Below are 18,754 nucleotides of genomic sequence, written 5' to 3' on the forward strand. Positions count from 1 at the left end.
ATGAGTTTAAAATCGATTGAGATGCAAGTCGCTTTACCACGTACTCAAAACGCAGGAAAATCATTAGATCATATGCAAAAGCAACACCAACAATTTCAAGACACATTAGCACAAAGTCAACTAAAAAAAGAAAAGTTAAAGCAAAAACAAGTACAAACCTCTAGTAAAGTTCGTAATCCGGTCACAAAAGATGAAGAAAAGCAGAATCCAAAAGACAAACAATCGTCAAAAAAGCAACATCTCAAACGTCTAAAACAATCATTTACTAAGCATCCCTATTTGGGAAACAAGATCGATTTAATGAAGTAAGGAGAAGACAATGACCTTTTTTCTGTTAACGATTAGTTTTTTGTTACATGTGATTTCGTTTTATTTAATCTACCATCTATATGTAACAAATAAACAAAAGGAACATAAAGATTATAATAAAATTACTCAAGTATTTGATACTTACTTACAAGAAATAAAAGATGAAAATAATCGACTTTTATCATATCACAAAGAACGTCAAGGTGAGACTGTTGAAGCTAACAAAGAACAGGAACAGTTAACGTATAAAAGTAATCATCTGTTACAACCTAAAACAGACTCAAATCATTTAACTGATTTAATAAATAATAATAAAACGAATGATTCAGTAGAAACTTCAATACATGCAAAAGTATTGGCGCTCTATCAAAGTGGTATGGATGTTGAAGAGATTGCTAAAAAATTGAATTGTGGTAAGACAGAGGCAGAATTAATTATTAAGTTTTATAGTTAATGACGATTTAATGCTTGCTTGACGTCATTTGTTATGGTATAGTATTTTTGGTGTAACGCAATGTCTAGTATCTTTCATAGACATTTATAAATACACACGTTTACGGATTTGTTACTCGGTGCCAGGTAACTGGTCGGTTAACAAACAGGATGTAGACGGAGGAATAAAACCAATTAGGAGGATTACAATGTCAATTATTTCAATGAAACAGCTGTTAGAAGCTGGCGTTCATTTCGGACACCAAACACGCCGTTGGAATCCGAAAATGAAGAAGTATATTTTCACTGAACGTAATGGTATTTACATTATTGACTTACAAAAAACAGTCAAAAAAGTAGAACAGGCGTATAACTTTGTTAAAGATATTGCAGCTAATGGAGGTACAGTCTTATTTGTCGGTACAAAAAAGCAAGCACAAAATACTGTCAAAGAAGAAGCGATTCGTTCTGGAATGTACTATGTTAACCAACGTTGGTTAGGTGGTACTTTAACAAACTTTAAAACAATCCGCAAAAGCATTAATCGCTTAAAATCAATTGAACGAATGGAAGAAGACGGCACGTTTGATGTTCTACCTAAGAAAGAAGTTGTTGATTTATTAAAAGAAAAAGCACGTCTTGAGAAATTTCTCGGCGGCATTAAAGATATGAAAAAACTTCCAGATGCTATTTTTGTCATTGATACACGTAAAGAGCGTATCGCCATAGCGGAAGCACGCAAGCTAAATATCCCGATTATCGGTATTGTTGATACAAACTGTGATCCTGACGAAGTGGATTACGTTATCCCAGCAAACGATGATGCAATTCGTGCTGTTAAATTATTAACATCTAAGATGGCAGATGCTATTCTTGAAGTGAAACAGGGCGAAGAATTAGATGAAGTGGAAGCTAAAACTACTGAGGAAGAAGTAGTTGAAGAAGTAGTTAATACAGAAGAAAAAGTAGAAACAACACAAGAGTAATGATGAAAGGTGATAAGGGGGAATACCTTTTATCACTTTTTTTAAAGATATGATTCCTTTTTAAAAAATGGAACAGGATAATAACAAGGGAGGATTTAACAAATGGCAATAACAGCTAAAATGGTTAAAGAATTACGTGAAAAAACAGGTGCAGGTATGATGGACTGCAAAAAAGCACTTGTTGAGACAGACGGAAATATTGATGCTGCTGTTGATTATCTACGTGAGAAAGGTATCGCAAAGGCAGCAAAGAAAGCAGATCGTATTGCTGCTGAAGGGGCTACATATGTGGAAGTTGATAACAATACAGCTGCACTATTAGAAGTAAACTGTGAGACAGATTTCGTTACAAAAAATGATCAATTCCAAAAACTACTAGCAGAACTCGGAAAACATATCGTTTCCCAAAAGCCAGCAACTGTTGAAGAGGCTTTACAGCAAAAACTTCACGGTGAAGGGGATACGGTTGAGACGTATATCAACTCAATGATTGCAACAATTGGTGAGAAAATTTCTCTTCGTCGCTTTGAAATTATGAACAAAACAGATAACGATGTATTTGGTTCATATCTCCATATGGGAGGACGTATTGGTGTATTAACGCTTATTGAAGGTACTAAAGATGATGAAGTTGCGAAAGATATCGCTATGCATGTAGCAGCTTCTAACCCACGTTACGTATCTCGTGATGATGTTCCAGAAGAAGAAGTGAACCACGAACGTGAAATTTTAAAAACACAAGCATTAAACGAAGGTAAACCAGAGCATATTGTAGAAAAAATGGTTGAAGGCCGTCTAGGTAAATTTTTTGAAGAAATTTGTGTTCTTGATCAACCATTTGTTAAAGATCCTGATGTTAAAGTTAAGAAGCATGTTGCCAATCATGGCGGAACTGTAAAAGCATTTGTTCGCTATGAAGTTGGTGAAGGTATGGAGAAACGTGAAGAAAACTTTGCCGAAGAGGTTATGAGTCAAATTAAAAAATAAGTTATAGGGAACACGATGTTCCCTATTCTTGTATTACATCTATTATAATATTGCTATGGAGGTTATTATGACAACAGCTTGTTACCGCAGAATTGTATTGAAATTAAGTGGAGAAGCCCTAAGTGGCAATCAAGGATATGGAATTGAGCCAAAAGTGATTCAATCAATCGCCAATCAAGTTAAAGAAGTGGCTGATTTAGGTGTTGAAGTTGCCATCGTCGTGGGCGGTGGAAATATTTGGCGTGGAAAAGTCGGTAGTGAAATGGGGATGGATCGTGCTACTGCGGATTATATGGGAATGCTTGCTACTGTTATGAATTCTTTAGCTTTACAAGATGCATTGGAAAAGATCGGTATTCCAACACGTGTTCAGACATCTATTGAAATGCGTCAAGTAGCTGAACCATATATAAGAAGAAAAGCTATACGTCACTTAGAAAAAAAGCGTGTTGTCATATTCGCTGCAGGTACTGGAAACCCATATTTTTCTACAGATACGACAGCTGCATTACGAGCGGCGGAGATCGAAGCAGAAGTTATTTTAATGGCTAAAAATAATGTTGATGGTGTCTATACTGATGATCCAAAAACCAATAAAAACGCACAGAAATACGATAACTTATCATATTTAGACATGTTGAATGAAGGATTAGGTGTCATGGATTCAACAGCGTCTACGCTTTGTATGGATAATGATATACCTTTAATTGTCTTTTCGATTACAGAAGAAGGGAATATTAAACGTGTCGTTCAAGGCGAAACAATTGGAACAACGATAAGGGGGAATTAAAATGAGTTCGGAAATTTTTAAATCAATGCGTGAAAAAATGGAGCAAGCGATTCAAGCATTTACAAGAAACATTGCTACTGTACGTACCGGAAGAGCTAATCCAAGTATTCTTGATAATGTCCTTGTTGATTATTATGGAGCAGCCACGCCTCTTAATCAATTAGCAACGATTTCGACGCCTGAAGCAAGACTTTTATCTATTACACCCTATGATAAATCTGTTATCAGCGACATAGAAAAAGCGATTCAAAAAGCCGACCTAGGCTTATCACCATCTAGTGACGGTCATGTTATTCGCATTAATATTCCCGCATTAACAGAGGAACGTAGAAAAGAATTGGTTAAGATTGTAGGAAAGTACGCAGAAGAAAGTCGTATTCAAATCCGTAATTTCCGCCGAGAAGCGAATGACGAATTGAAAAAATTAGAAAAGAGCGGCGATATTACTGAAGACGAATTACGAACTTATCAAGATGATGTTCAAAAAGAGACAGACAAATACATTGCTAAAATCGATGAATTATTGAAAGAAAAAGAAGCAGATATTATGGAAGTTTAATTTGAATATCTTCTGTTTTTAATAGAGCCCTCTTTGTATAAGGGGGCTTTTGTGTTATTATTGGCTAGCGGAGATTAAAACAAATAGATGATATCATTTAATTACAAATTTATCATACAAACTTAATTCGTAATGTACTATAATAAGATGTATATAACGATTCATTAAATCATATCAAATGTTATAAGATGTATTCCGCATTTAATTCAATAATAATCGGAGGACAAATTATGTCAATTAGACTTCCTTTTTTAAAAAAGAAAGATAGAGAACAATTATATAAAGTGGATCAACTTAAAAATATCCCTTTCCATGTTGCTATTATTATGGACGGAAATGGGAGATGGGCAAAAAGACGGGGATTTCCCCGAGTCGCAGGACATAAAGAAGGTATGGAGGCGACACAGCGTGCAGTGCGTGCAGCGACGAAATTTAACGTTAAGATTTTAACATTATTTGCATTTTCAACGGAGAATTGGAAACGACCGACTTCTGAAGTGGATTTTTTAATGCGTCTCCCTAAAGAATATTTACATATATATTTACCTGAGTTACTGGAAAAGAATGTTCGTATTGATACAATTGGTGATTTAGCTCATTTACCAAAACATACACGAGAAGCAGTTGAAAGTGCTAAAGAACAATCAAAAGATAATGATGGCATGTTACTTAATTTTGCAATAAATTATGGTTCACGATTGGAAATCGTGCGTGCCGTAAAACAATTAGTCAAAGATTATCAAGATAACGATATGATGAACAAAATAGCTGATTTAGATGAAGATATATTTTCCAAATATTTGTATACAAATGGATTGAATGATCCAGACTTACTTATACGTACAAGTGGAGAACAGCGATTAAGTAACTTTTTACTATGGCAGTGTGCATATTCAGAGTTTTATTTTACAGATGTATTATGGCCTGATTTTACAGAAGAGGTATTTTACAATGCATTGCTTGATTATCAAAAAAGAAAAAGGCGCTACGGCGGAATTTAAGGTTGTGTCATAAAGATGAAAAAACGGATTATTACAGCGATTATTGCATTACTTATATTCGTCCCAATATTAATTTACGGAAAGCTTCCTTTTATCATTTTGACCTATTTGATGGCATCTATTGGTTTGTATGAATTACTACGGATGCGTAACATATCGCTAGGTACATTTCCAGCGATTATAACTTTAGTTTTTTTATGGTTTTTATTGTTGCCAAATACGGTCGAATTACACTTAACTAAAATAGATATTGTTATTGTATATATTATTATTATGCTGTTTTACACGGTTCTTTCTAAGAATCGCTTTACATTCGATGAAGTGGGCTTTACATTAATAGCGATGCTTTACTTGACAATTGGCTTTTTCTTTTTTATGGAAACCCGTTTACAAAGTCTAGCTTACGTTTTTTATCTATTGATTGTTGTATGGTCAACGGATACAGGAGCATATTTTACCGGACGTGCTTTAGGTAAGCGTAAACTGTGGCCAGATATTAGTCCAAATAAAACAGTTGCAGGTGCTATAGGTGGTATCCTATTTGCTTGTGTGTTTGGTTATATTTTCCAAGTTATTCACCCATTACCTATACCGAAACATTTGATGTTAACTGCAACAGTATTTTTATCTATGGCAGGCCAAATTGGTGATTTAGTTGCTTCAGCTTATAAAAGGCATTATGATGTAAAAGATTCAGGAAAATTACTACCAGGTCATGGAGGAATTCTTGACCGAATGGATAGTTTATTATTTGTGTTTCCTATATTTCATATTATTTATGTTTTGCTGTAAAATAGTAAGAGATTATCGTTGAACAATAATGTGTTCTCGATAATTCAAACAAAAGATGTATTAAATATCAATGATTGCAAAAGGAAGGTGCCGGCATTGAAAACGATATTGGCTTTTATTTTCATGTTTGGTCTACTCGTTTTTATTCATGAGTTTGGCCATATGATTTTTGCAAAACGTGCAGGAATGCTTGTACGTGAATTTGCGATAGGGTTTGGGCCAAAAATATTTTCCTTTAAAAAAAATGAAACCGTCTATACAATTCGTCTTCTTCCAATGGGAGGATATGTAAGAGTTGCAGGAGAAGATCCAGAAATTATCGAATTAAAGCCTGGTCATCATATCGGGCTAGAATTTAATCATGAAGGTAAAGTAAATAAAATAATTGTTAATCATAAAGAAAAACATCCGAATGCTCGCGTGATTGAAGTTGAACATGTTGATTTAGATCATCGCCTAGTCATTGAAGGCTATGAATTAGATGATCATGAAGAAAAACATGTATTTTCAGTAGATGAGAAAGCATTTTTTATCATGGATGAAAATGAAACACAAATTGCACCATATGATCGACAATTCGCATCAAAAACAGTTGGACAACGTGCTATGCAACTATTTGCAGGTCCAATGATGAACTTCCTTTTAGCAATTGTCATTTTCTTCGTTCTAGGTTTTACACAAGGTGTACCTGTAGAACAAGCAAAGATAGACCAAATACAGCCAGGGAGTCCAGCTGAACAAGCCGGATTTAAAAATGGTGATGAAATAATTAAAATCAACGGTACAACAATTGAAAGCTTTACCGAATTTCAAATCATTGTACGTGAAAATCCAGAAACAGAATTAGCGATGACTGTTCAACGAGACGATGAACAAATTGAACTATCTGTTACTCCTAACGCTGTCTATATTGAAGAAATTGATGAAGAATTCGGACAGATTGGCGTTTATCAAGCATTTCATAAATCTGCTGTCGGCACCGTTAAATATGGCTTTACAAAAACATATGAAATAACAACATTAATCTTAACGAACTTGGGAAAGTTAATTACAGGGCAATATTCTATTGATATGTTGTCAGGACCTGTCGGCATCTATGATGCAACAGATCAAGTCGTTAAATCAGGTATATCTAACTTTTTTATGTGGACGGCTATTTTAAGTATTAATTTAGGAATTATTAATCTCGTACCACTTCCAGCTTTGGATGGTGGTAGGCTACTTTTTATTGCTATTGAAGCTGTTAGAGGAAAACCAATCGATCCTCAAAAAGAGGGACTTGTTCATTTCATAGGCTTTGCTATGCTTATGTTATTGATGATTATCGTAACATGGAATGATATTCAAAGATTATTTTTATAATGTTCATGTGTTTAGGACACCCTTGTCAATTAGAAGACAAGGGTTCACCTATTTAAAGCACAGGGGGAAAAAACATGAGTATATCGAATAATGATAAAATGAAAATTCTATTAGAGCAAATCGACTTGTCTCATTTAGAACAAACATACTTTAAACATTCTAAACTAAAACGACTCGATGTATTTAAACAAAAAAAGCTTTGGCATTTTCACATTGAAATAGAGCGTCTATTACCATTTCATATATATGAAACTTTTTCATCTGCTATTAAAAAGTCATTTCAAAGCTTTACACAAGTTACATTTACCTTTTACACTAAATCAAATCAGTTCGACGTCGAACAAATAAAGGAATATTGGAAACATTTCACACAACAGACAGCCTTATCTCCTGCTTACAGAGAACTTATTCTACATCAAAGACCAAGAATAGAAAATCAAAAAATTACAATTCAAGCTCGAAATAAAGCTGAAGCGGTAGCAATTAAAAAAAGACTTGAAAATGAATTTCAGACGTTTTGTAAAAAAATTGGTGCACCAATTTTTTCTTTAGATGTACAAGTTGCTAATCAAGATTTGAATATTCGTAAATTTAAAGAAGAACAAGCATTACAGGATCAAGAAATCGTGCTTAAAACGATTCGTCAAAAAGAAAAACGTGAAAAAGATAAACAAAATTTAGAGAAAAATCGTATGTTTACGATTGGTTATCAGATTAACGATGAACCGATACAAATGGAAAATATTACCGAAGAGGAACGGCGAGTTACTGTACAAGGATACGTTTTTGCAGTCGATATTCGAAAATTACGTTCAGGACGTAGTTTACTCATTGTTAAAGCAACCGATTATACAGATTCATTAACGATCAAAATGTTTTCTAGAGGAGATGAAGATGCTGAGAATTTCAAACAATTAAAAAAAGGTATTTGGATTAAAGCACGTGGAAGTATTCAAACAGATATGTATACGAATGAATTAACGATGATGGCTAATGATATGAATGAGATTAAGGTAGCCGCTCGAGTCGATACAGCACCGAAAGATAAAAAAAGAGTCGAATTACATGCACATACGACAATGAGTCAATTAGATGCAGTTGTGTCTCCTAGTCGCCTGATTGAACAAGCGGCAAAATGGGGACACCCAGCAATTGCAATAACAGATCACGCTGCAGTACAAGGGTTTCCAGAAGCACATCATGCAAGTGAAGAACATCATATTAAAGTCATTTACGGTGTTGAAGCGAACCTTGTCGATGACGGCATCCCGATTGCTTATAATGAGAAAGATATAGACCTTCAAAATGCAACATATGTTGTATTTGATGTTGAAACAACAGGGTTATCAGCTGTTTACGATACAATTATCGAGCTTGCTGGTGTAAAAATACATCGTGGAGAAATCATTGATCGCTTTGAATCGTTTGCTAATCCACATCATCCGTTATCACAAACAACTATTGATTTGACTGGCATAACAGACGATATGGTGAAGGATGCACCAGAAATAGATGAAGTTTTAAAAGATTTCCATGCTTGGGTTGGCGATAGCATCCTTGTTGCTCATAATGCGAGTTTTGATATTGGTTTTATAAATCAAGGATATAAACGGATCAACTATGATAAAATTACCCAGCCAGTTATTGATACGTTAGAATTAGCACGTTTTCTATTTCCAGAATTAAGAAACCATCGCTTAAACACGTTGTGTAAACATTTAAATATTGAACTTACCCAACATCATCGTGCGATATATGACGCTGAAGCAACTGGCTATTTATTGTGGAAATTCGTTGAAAAATTATTAGAATTGGAGATTGTAAACCATAATCAACTGAATAACCATATGGGTAAGGGGGATGCTTATAAACGCTCTCGACCATTTCACTGTACCATTCTCGCTAAAAATGAAACAGGATTAAAGAATCTTTATAAACTTGTATCATACTCACATATTGATTACTTTTATCGAGTGCCAAGGATACCACGTTCTTTACTTGAAAAACACCGTGAAGGTCTATTAATTGGTTCAGCTTGTGATCAAGGTGAAGTATTTGAAACGATGATGCAACAGTCGCTTGACGATGCTGAACGTGTAGCTGAGTTTTATGATTATATTGAAGTTCAACCACCTAGCAATTACGTACATCTCATAGAAAAGGAATTGGTTCAAAATGAGGCACAAATATTAGATATTATTCGTAAACTCGTCGAATTAGGTGAAAAAATAAATAAACCGGTCGTTGCAACAGGAAATGTCCATTATATTGAAGAACATGAGAAACAATACAGACAAATATTAATTGCTTCACAAGCTGGGAATCCGTTAAATCGACATCGTTTACCAGATACACCATTCCGTACGACTGACGAGATGCTTACTGAATTTCATTTTCTTGGAGATACATTAGCACAAAAAATTGTCGTTGAGAATACTCATATCATTTCTAGTATGATAGATCATATTTCGCCAATTAAGGAAGATCTCTATACACCAACTATTGAAGGAGCAGATCAGGAAATACGTGATTTATGTTATACAAGAGCTAAATCTATTTATGGTGATCCGTTACCAGAAATAGTAGAAAAACGATTAGAAAAAGAGTTGTGGAGCATTATTAATCATGGTTTTGCCGTTATCTATTTAATTTCCCATAAATTAGTAAAAAAATCACTTGATGACGGGTATCTTGTAGGATCACGGGGGTCAGTTGGCTCATCATTAGTTGCTACAATGACAGAAATAACTGAAGTTAACCCTTTACCACCACATTATGTTTGTTTGTCGTGTCATTATAACGAATTCATTACAGACGGTTCCTACGGTAGTGGGTTTGATTTACCAGATAAAGCTTGCCCGAATTGTGGAGCTGAATTGAAAAAAGATGGGCAAGATATTCCGTTTGAGACATTTTTAGGCTTTAAAGGAGATAAAGTACCAGATATCGATCTTAATTTTTCAGGAGAATATCAGCCAAAAGCTCATAATTATACAAAAGTATTATTTGGAGAAGATAATGTCTATCGAGCTGGAACAATTGGTACGATAGCTGAAAAAACAGCTTATGGATATGTAAAAGGATATGCTTCAGATCATTCACTTGTTTTAAAAGGAGCAGAAATTGATCGACTCGTGCAAGGTTGTGCAGGTGTGAAGCGAACAACCGGTCAACATCCGGGTGGCATCATTGTTGTACCTGATGATAAAGAAATTTTTGATTTTACACCGATACAATATCCAGCCGATGATAGAACAAGTGAATGGCGAACAACACATTTTGATTTCCATTCAATCGAAGATAATTTATTAAAGCTCGATATTCTTGGTCATGATGATCCGACAGTTATTCGTATGCTTCAAGATTTATCAGGAATTAATCCGAAAACAATTCCGGTGGATGATCCGGAAGTCATGAAGATATTTTCAGGCCCTGAACCTCTCGGAGTTACGCCTGAACAGATAAATAATTGCCATACAGGAACGCTTGGTGTTCCAGAATTTGGAACAAGATTTGTTCGGCAAATGTTAGAAGACACAAAGCCAACGACTTTTTCTGAACTTGTAATTATTTCTGGTTTATCACATGGAACAGATGTGTGGTTAGGTAATGCTCAAGAACTAATTAATGAAGGCATTTGTGAGTTGCCTGACGTTATCGGTTGTCGTGATGATATTATGGTCTATTTGATGCAGAAAGGCTTAGAAGCATCGACAGCTTTTAAGATTATGGAATCGGTTCGAAAAGGACGAGGTCTAACAGATGAATGGATTGAAGAAATGAAAAAACACGGTGTTCCAGATTGGTATATTGAATCATGTAAAAAGATTAAATATATGTTCCCTAAAGCACATGCTGCTGCTTATGTATTAATGGCGGTACGCATTGCTTATTTCAAAGTTCATTACCCTATTTATTTTTATGCGGCTTATTTTTCAGTACGTGCGAATGACTTTGATTTAGATACAATGATAAAGGGAGCAGATGCCATTAGACAACGTGTGATTGAAATAGACCAAAAAGGAAATGATGCTTCTCCAAAAGAAAAAAACTTACTAACTGTATTAGAAGTTGCACTTGAGATGTGCGAGCGTGGTTTTTCTTTCAGTAAAGTTGATTTGTATCGGTCAAGTGCAACAGATTTTATCGTTGATGGCCATTCACTTATCCCTCCGTTTAATGCAGTTGATGGACTAGGGACAAATGCAGCACTGAATATCGTAAAAGCAAGAGAAGAAGGAGAATTCCTTTCAAAAGAGGATTTACGTGAAAGAAGCAAGATTTCAAAGACTGTTTTAGAATATCTCGATCAACATGGATGTTTGGAAGGGATGCCAGACCAAAATCAATTATCGTTATTTTAAGTGGGTCATATGGTGACGATATTTGCATGTTTATTTATACTATGTTATAATTCCTTTGTAGCTAAGGAGTTTTCGTGAAAAGAGTGGGGAAATCCCACTCTTTCTTCATACAATGTGCTTACATCAGCTTCCCTTGCCACTCTTCAACAGGCAAGGGTTTTATATTGAATGATTTAAATGTGATTCGTGTAGAAGAATTGGAATCGTACATAATAATACAAACAACTATATTGTAGAAGGAGGAAGACCATTGCGCCATCAAGACATTATTAATATGACACAAGACATTGTTATGCCTATTTTAGAAGAAGAAAAATTAGAATTAGTTGATATTGAATATGTCAGGGAAGGAAAAGATTTCTTTCTCCGTGTTTATATCGATAAAGAAGGCGGTGTCGGATTGAACGAATGTGAACTCGTATCCGAACAGCTCAGTGAACAATTAGATAAACATGATCCAATTAAAAGTGCCTATTTTTTAGAAGTCTCTTCACCAGGTGCAGAACGCCCATTAAAGACTAAGGCTGATTTTAAGAAACATATAAATAAAAATATTTTTGTCTCTTTATATGCACCGATAGAAGGGGAAAAAGAGTATGAAGGTATATTAACACATTTTGAAGATGATATAGTCACACTGGAATATAAAGTGATGACGAGAACAAAAAAAGTTGACATACCATTTAATAAAATCGCTCAAGCGAGATTAGCAGTTGTATTTTAAGGGGGAATAAACGAGTGAATAGTCAACTGTTTGATGCAATCGATGCGTTAGCAAAAGAAAAAGGAATTGAAAAGGAAACTTTATTAGAAGCATTAGAAGCCGCATTGATTTCTGCATATAAGAAAAATTTTAAATCAGCAACAAATGTACGCGTAGAATTAGATGAGGAAAAGGGCACTATGCAAATATTTTCTCGCAAAACTGTTGTAGAAGAAGTAGAGGATGAACAACAAGAAGTGACTCTTGAAGAAGCACAATCAATTGATCCGAATTATGAATTAGGCGATGTTATTGAAGTGAAAGTTACACCAAAAGATTTCGGACGTATTGCTGCTCAAGCAGCTAAACAAGTTGTAACACAACGGGTGCGTGAAGCAGAACGTGGTGTTATTTACAACGAATACATTGACCGAGAAGAAGATGTTATGACAGGTATTATTCAGCGCCATGATTCACGTTTTGTTTACGTTGATCTCGGTAAAATCGAAGCTAAACTTCCGACGTCAGAACAAATGAGTAATGAACAGTATCATGCTCATGAACGGATTAAGGTTTATGTAACGAAAGTGGAAAACACAAATAAAGGCCCACAAATTCTTATTTCTCGTTCACATCCAGGTTTGTTAGTTAGATTGTTTGAGATGGAAGTTCCAGAGATATATGATGGAATTGTAGAAATTAAATCAGTTGCTAGGGAAGCTGGAGATCGATCAAAAATAGCTGTTTATGCAGAAGATCCTGAAGTTGATCCGGTTGGGTCATGTGTCGGGCAGAAAGGTCAACGTGTTCAAGCTATCGTAGATGAGCTTAATGGTGAGAAAATAGATATTGTTGAATGGTCAGAAGATCCAACCGTATATGTTTCGAATGCTTTAAGCCCGTCGAAAGTAATTGATGTTATTCTTGATGAAGAGGAACGGGCAACTACGGTAATTGTACCGGACTATCAACTTTCATTAGCTATTGGAAAACGTGGTCAAAATGCACGTTTAGCTGCGAAGTTGACAGGATGGAAAATTGATATAAAAAGTGAATCTGAAGCCTTAGAAGAAGGTATTTTAAAAGAAACTGATTCTTATTCTGACACAGAAGAAGATTTGTTTGAATAAGGAGGAATTCAGATGGGTAAGAAAAGAAGAATACCACTACGTAAATGTGTTGTTACATCTGAAATGAAACCTAAAAAAGACATGATACGCATTGTTCGTGATAAAGAAGGAAATGTATCTGTTGATCCAACTGGAAAAAAGAGTGGTCGTGGTGCCTATGTTACAAGAGATTTAGATGTAATTGAACAGGCAGAAAAAACAGGTGTATTAAAACGCCATCTGAATACAGATATTGATCAGCATATTTATGATGAATTGCGAAAATTCGTTGATACAAATGCATAAAAAACCTTATTTAAACCTCATTGGATTGGCCTATCGGGCACGTAAATGTTCCTTAGGTGAGGAAACAATCATTAGGGATATACAAGAAGGACGTGCTAAGCTCGTTTTATTAGCAAACGATACAGGTAAACAAACGAAAAAGAAACTGACAGATAAATGTCACTTTTATAATGTTCCACTCTATGTCGTTGACGATGATCGCGATACATTGTCAAAAGCAGTTGGAAAAACAGATCGTGTAGCTATTGCAATTCTTGATGATGGTTTTGCCAAGAAGTTTAAGACATTATTAAATTAGAAATTATTTTGGGGGTGAATATATGCGTAAAATGCGTATATATGAGTATGCTAAACAAGTAAAATTATCAAGTAAAGAAGTGATTCAACACTTAAAAGAACTAAATGTTGATGTATCTAACCATATGTCTACAATTACCGAAGATATTGTACAAAAATTAGATAATAAATTAAATGTAAGTAAAGAAATTGATAAAAGTAAGTCACAGGAAAAGCCGAAACATAAAGAAAACAAGTCACAAAAGAAAAAGCATGATAATAAAAAAGCGAAGAACAAGAATAAAAAGAAACAACAGAAGAAAGCACAAAAGGAACAACCGAAATCAAAAGAAAAGTCAACCCCGGAAAAGATTGTATATAGTGGTACTTTAACGGTTAGTGAATTAGCCGATAAACTCAATAAGGATTCATCAGAAATTATTAAGAACCTACTCTTTCTTGGGGTTATGGCAACTAAAAATCAAGATTTAGATGACGATGCCATTGAACTGATTTGCTCAGAATATGATGTCGAAGTCGAAAAAGAAATCATTCTTGAAGATACAGACTTTGATAAATATATTGAGGAAGATGACCCTAAAGACTTAAAGGAACGACCAGCTGTTGTAACCATTATGGGGCACGTTGACCATGGTAAAACAACATTACTAGATGCGATTCGCCAATCAAAAGTAACTGCAGGTGAAGCTGGTGGTATTACACAACATATCGGTGCTTATCAAATTGAAGTTAATGATAAGAAGATTACATTCCTAGATACTCCAGGACATGAAGCTTTTACGAGCATGCGCTCACGTGGAGCAGAAGTAACAGACTTAGCTATTTTAGTCGTTGCCGCTGATGATGGAGTAATGCCACAAACTGTTGAAGCATTAAACCATGCTAAAGCTGCAGAAGTGCCAATTATCGTAGCAGTTAATAAAATGGATAAAGATACAGCAAATCCTGACCGAGTGATGCAGGAGTTAACAGAGTATGAAATCATCCCAGAAGATTGGGGGGGTGACACGATTTTTGTACCGATTTCAGCACTTACAAATCAAGGGATTGATGAGCTTCTTGAAATGATTTTACTCGTTGCTGAAATGCAGGAACTTAAAGCAAACCCTAACACACATGCATTTGGTACAGTCATTGAAGCAGAGCTTGACCGTGGTCGCGGAGCAGTAGCCACATTATTAGTTCAAAATGGAACGCTACATGTAGGTGATTCGATTGTTGTAGGAAATACATTTGGTCGTGTTCGAGCTATGCTTAATGATGTTGGTAAACGTGTTAAAGAAGCAGGTCCATCAACACCTGTAGAAATTACAGGCTTAAATGAAGTTCCTCAAGCTGGAGATCAGTTCCTAGTATTTGCCGATGAAAAGAAAGCGCGTCAAATCGGTGAAGCAAGGCATCAACAAGCTATCTTAGAAACACGTAGTGAACATACAAAAGTAAGCCTTGACGATTTATTTGAGCATATTAAACAAGGTGAAATGAAAGCTGTTAAAATTATAATAAAAGCTGATACACAAGGTTCTGCTGAAGCATTAGCTGCTTCATTACGTAAAATCGATGTAGAAGGTGTACGTATAGATATTATCCATTCAGGTGTTGGAGCAATTAATGAATCTGATATATCTTTAGCATCTGCTTCAAATGCAATTGTTATTGGCTTTAATGTCCGTCCAGATGTAAATGCAAAGAAAGCAGCAGAAACTGAGAAAGTTGATGTACGCCTCCACCGTGTCATCTATAAAGCCATTGAAGAAATTGAAGCAGCTATGAAAGGAATGCTTGACCCAGAATATGAGGAACAAGTGATTGGTCAAGCAGAAGTACGTGAGACATTTAAAGTTTCTAAAATTGGTACGATTGCTGGCTGCTATGTCACGGATGGAAAAATCACCCGGGATTCAGGGGTTCGGTTAATTCGTGACGGTATCGTTCTTTATGAAGGTGAAATCGGCACATTAAAACGCTTTAAAGATGATGTTAGAGAAGTTAGTCAAAACTATGAATGTGGGCTGACGATTAAAAACTTTAACGATATTAAAGAAGGAGATATCCTAGAAGCATTTGTTATGAAGGAAATTGAACGTGTATGATTATCTATGCTGAAATAGAATGTCTCTTGTATGAGAGCAATTCATTAAAAGAAAAACGTTCTCTCATAAAAAAAGTATTATCAAAAATAAAAAATGATTTTAATGTTTCTGTTGCTGAATTAGATTACCATGACTTATGGCAACGGACAAAATTAGGTATTGTTACGATTTCTAATGAAAAGGCGCGTGCAGAAAAAGTGATACAATCTGTACTAAAAATGATTGATACCTTTCCTGAGTTAGAACGGACGATAACAGAAATCGAACGTGTGTGATAAGGTATAAAGGTGAGGTGAGAACGATGAGTAAAATTCGTGCAAATCGTGTTGCCGAGCAAATGAAGAAAGAACTTGGTGATATATTAACGCGGAAAATTAAAGACCCACGCATTGGATTTGTAACAGTAACTGATGTTGAAGTAACAGGTGATTTACAACAAGCTACAGTTTATGTTTCTATTTTAGGAAGTGAAGAAGAAAAAAAGGAAACTCTTCTCGGCTTATCAAAGGCAAAAGGGTTTATACGTTCTGAAATTGGTCGTCGTATCCGCTTACGGAAAACACCAGATATCACATTCGAATTTGATGAGGCATTGGAATATGGTAATCGTATTGAAACGATTTTAAAAAAATTGGATTCATAAAAAGTGTAGATGGTCATAAAAACATGAAAAATCTGACTTATCACAGAGAAGATAAGTCAGATTTTTCCATAACACGCTAAATGAGGTGGAAAGATGGACGGAATTTTACCACTTTGGAAACCAAAAGGGATGACATCTCATGACTGTGTGGTTCGAATTAGAAAAATGTTTAAAACAAAGAAAGTCGGCCATACAGGAACACTTGACCCTGAGGTGGAGGGTGTCTTACCTATTTGTATAGGAAAAGCAACAAAAATTGTTCCCTATTTAATGGAAACAACTAAAACTTATATAGCCGAAGTCACATTAGGTGTCGCGACTGAAACTGAGGATTCACATGGAAAAATTATTGAACAAGTAGACATTAATGAACCACCAACCGTTGATAAAATTGATAAGACACTAGAGTCATTCATAGGGAAAATAACGCAAATCCCACCAATGTATTCAGCTGTTAAAGTTAAAGGAAAACGACTTTATGAATACGCACGAGAAAACAAGAAGGTGGAGCGACCTAAAAGGAATGTATATATATATCAGATAACTCGTAAACAAGTCTCAGATGATTGTCGCCGTTTTTCCTTTGAAGTGGTTGCTTCTAAAGGGACGTATATTCGTACATTATGTGTTGATATTGGTCGAAAGCTAGGATATCCAGCACATATGTCTCACCTTGTTCGAACTGAATCTGGCGGATTTTATAAAGAAGACTGTGTCACATTTTCTATCATTGAACAAGAAATAAAAACACATTCGCATAGTAATTTATTAGTTCCAATGAGTGAAGGCCTTAAACATTTACAACGAATAACAGTTGACTTAAAGACGAAACAAAGGGTATTATATGGACAGAAATTACCCATACCTAACCAATTAACAACAGATAAACCTTTTACAATTTTTCATGAAAACAAATTGCTTGCAATCTACCAAAAAGATGCTAATAATCCTGAACAGATACGGGCATTACGCGTTTTAAATTGATGCTGAAAGCGTAGGTGATGTAAAATGAGAACGATAGAATTAACATATCCACATATACTATCAGAAGATTGTTTGCCAGAAACAGTCGCTGCAATCGGCTTTTTTGACGGAATACATAAAGGGCATCAAGAGGTCATACATACAGCGATTGTAAAAGCTAAAGAAAAAAATATGGAAAGTGCTGTCATTACATTTCATCCACATCCATCAGTTGTTTTGAACAAGCATAAGAAAAACGTAAAGTATATTACACCGATTCGTCAAAAACAGGAAATTTTACAGAAAATGAACGTCGATCGCTTATATATTATTAAATTTAATAAAGAATTATCTAGCTTATCACCACAACAGTTTGTTGATCACTTTATTATTGGACTTCGTATTAAACATGTTGTTGCCGGTTTTGACTTTACTTTTGGTCATAAAGGTAGCGGAAATATGGAAAATATAAGTAAGTATACACGGAAATCATTTACATATACGACAGTTTCTAAAGTTGAAAGTGATGAAGAGAAAATTAGTTCAACGAGAATTCGGCATCTTTTAGCTCGTGGAGATGTCGCTCAAGTCAATCAACTATTAGGTCGACCATTATCATTATACGGTACCGTTTTATCTGGTGCCAAACGCGGACGAAAACTAGGATTCCCAACAGCGAACTTAAAAGTTGATGAAGACATTTTATTACCTAAACCAGGCATCTATGCTGTTAGAGTTCTCTTTAAGAATCGTATATATGAAGGTATGGCAAGTTTAGGAACAAATCCTACATTTCCGGAAGATGAATTTCGCCTATCTTTAGAAGTTCATATCTTTGATTATAATCAAGATATTTATGGTGAAGAACTACTTCTTGAATGGTATGCTTACATTAGAGATGAAGAAAAATTTCCTTCTGTAGAAGCATTAATTAATCAATTAGAAGATGATGAAAAAACGATTCGGGCATATTTTCAATCTTATAAGTCATAGTCATTTTTAAAGACTTGCATTTTAGATAAAAAGCAGGTAAACTATAGATTATGGAACCGTCGCTT

19 protein-coding genes are annotated in these 18,754 nt (G+C 35.0%); all 19 read left to right on the forward strand.

Annotation, left to right across the window (positions count from 1 at the left end):
• The 19 genes from HNQ35_RS05350 to HNQ35_RS05440 all read left to right on the forward strand — a co-directional run bounded on the left by HNQ35_RS05350 (position 1) and on the right by HNQ35_RS05440 (position 18,689).
• The gene (locus HNQ35_RS05350; protein WP_146935728.1) at positions 1-309 is read left to right on the forward strand and encodes a hypothetical protein; all 309 of its coding nucleotides are present in this window, start codon (positions 1-3) and stop codon (positions 307-309) included.
• 10 nt (positions 310-319) lie between these two features.
• The gene (locus HNQ35_RS05355; RefSeq protein WP_146935730.1) at positions 320-763 is read left to right on the forward strand and encodes a DUF6115 domain-containing protein; all 444 of its coding nucleotides are present in this window, start codon (positions 320-322) and stop codon (positions 761-763) included.
• A gap of 187 nt (positions 764-950) precedes the next feature.
• Complete coding sequence (rpsB, locus tag HNQ35_RS05360; RefSeq protein ID WP_146935732.1) at positions 951-1,727, forward strand: 30S ribosomal protein S2; 777 nt, start codon at positions 951-953, stop codon at positions 1,725-1,727.
• A gap of 102 nt (positions 1,728-1,829) precedes the next feature.
• Positions 1,830-2,714, forward strand: a complete 885-nt coding sequence (tsf, locus tag HNQ35_RS05365; RefSeq protein WP_146935734.1) for a translation elongation factor Ts — start codon at positions 1,830-1,832, stop codon at positions 2,712-2,714.
• 67 nt (positions 2,715-2,781) lie between these two features.
• Positions 2,782-3,504 (forward strand): UMP kinase, encoded by a 723-nt coding sequence (gene pyrH / locus HNQ35_RS05370; RefSeq protein ID WP_146935736.1) that lies wholly within the window; start codon positions 2,782-2,784, stop codon positions 3,502-3,504.
• 1 nt (position 3,505) lies between these two features.
• Complete coding sequence (gene frr / locus HNQ35_RS05375; RefSeq protein ID WP_146935739.1) at positions 3,506-4,063, forward strand: ribosome recycling factor; 558 nt, start codon at positions 3,506-3,508, stop codon at positions 4,061-4,063.
• Positions 4,064-4,293: 230 nt separating this feature from the next.
• Positions 4,294-5,064, forward strand: a complete 771-nt coding sequence (uppS, locus tag HNQ35_RS05380; RefSeq protein ID WP_146935741.1) for an undecaprenyl pyrophosphate synthase — start codon at positions 4,294-4,296, stop codon at positions 5,062-5,064.
• Positions 5,065-5,079: 15 nt separating this feature from the next.
• Positions 5,080-5,856, forward strand: coding sequence for a phosphatidate cytidylyltransferase (locus HNQ35_RS05385; RefSeq protein ID WP_146935743.1), 777 nt, complete (start codon positions 5,080-5,082; stop codon positions 5,854-5,856).
• A gap of 96 nt (positions 5,857-5,952) precedes the next feature.
• Entirely contained in the window at positions 5,953-7,218 is a 1,266-nt protein-coding gene (gene rseP, locus HNQ35_RS05390) for an RIP metalloprotease RseP (protein WP_146935745.1), read from the forward strand.
• A gap of 74 nt (positions 7,219-7,292) precedes the next feature.
• Positions 7,293-11,582 carry a PolC-type DNA polymerase III gene (locus HNQ35_RS05395; protein ID WP_146935747.1) on the forward strand — a complete coding sequence of 1,430 codons (4,290 nt, stop codon included), beginning with the start codon at positions 7,293-7,295 and terminating at the stop codon, positions 11,580-11,582.
• Between the two features lie 250 nt (positions 11,583-11,832).
• Positions 11,833-12,306, forward strand: a complete 474-nt coding sequence (rimP, locus tag HNQ35_RS05400) for a ribosome maturation factor RimP (RefSeq protein WP_260173502.1) — start codon at positions 11,833-11,835, stop codon at positions 12,304-12,306.
• Positions 12,307-12,320: 14 nt separating this feature from the next.
• Complete coding sequence (nusA, locus tag HNQ35_RS05405; protein ID WP_146935749.1) at positions 12,321-13,415, forward strand: transcription termination factor NusA; 1,095 nt, start codon at positions 12,321-12,323, stop codon at positions 13,413-13,415.
• A 12-nt stretch (positions 13,416-13,427) separates the two neighbouring features.
• Complete coding sequence (rnpM, locus tag HNQ35_RS05410; protein WP_146935752.1) at positions 13,428-13,700, forward strand: RNase P modulator RnpM; 273 nt, start codon at positions 13,428-13,430, stop codon at positions 13,698-13,700.
• The gene (locus HNQ35_RS05415) at positions 13,693-13,998 is read left to right on the forward strand and encodes a YlxQ family RNA-binding protein (protein ID WP_146935754.1); all 306 of its coding nucleotides are present in this window, start codon (positions 13,693-13,695) and stop codon (positions 13,996-13,998) included. The genes rnpM and HNQ35_RS05415 overlap by 8 nt, the downstream gene beginning before the upstream one ends.
• 22 nt (positions 13,999-14,020) lie before the next feature.
• A complete protein-coding gene (gene infB, locus HNQ35_RS05420) occupies positions 14,021-16,090 on the forward strand; it encodes a translation initiation factor IF-2 (RefSeq protein ID WP_146935756.1) in 2,070 nt (689 codons plus the stop codon).
• Positions 16,087-16,365, forward strand: a complete 279-nt coding sequence (locus HNQ35_RS05425) for a DUF503 domain-containing protein (RefSeq protein WP_146935758.1) — start codon at positions 16,087-16,089, stop codon at positions 16,363-16,365. Before infB ends, HNQ35_RS05425 begins: the two co-directional genes overlap by 4 nt.
• A gap of 26 nt (positions 16,366-16,391) precedes the next feature.
• Entirely contained in the window at positions 16,392-16,733 is a 342-nt protein-coding gene (gene rbfA, locus HNQ35_RS05430; protein WP_146935760.1) for a 30S ribosome-binding factor RbfA, read from the forward strand.
• Between the two features lie 93 nt (positions 16,734-16,826).
• A complete protein-coding gene (gene truB / locus HNQ35_RS05435) occupies positions 16,827-17,717 on the forward strand; it encodes a tRNA pseudouridine(55) synthase TruB (protein ID WP_146935762.1) in 891 nt (296 codons plus the stop codon).
• A 24-nt stretch (positions 17,718-17,741) separates the two neighbouring features.
• On the forward strand, positions 17,742-18,689 hold the full coding sequence (locus HNQ35_RS05440) for a bifunctional riboflavin kinase/FAD synthetase (RefSeq protein ID WP_146935764.1): 948 nt from the start codon (positions 17,742-17,744) through the stop codon (positions 18,687-18,689).
• The last annotated feature ends 65 nt before the right edge of the window (positions 18,690-18,754 follow it).

Source organism: Cerasibacillus quisquiliarum, assembly GCF_014202495.1.
Taxonomy (GTDB): domain Bacteria; phylum Bacillota; class Bacilli; order Bacillales; family Amphibacillaceae; genus Cerasibacillus; species Cerasibacillus quisquiliarum.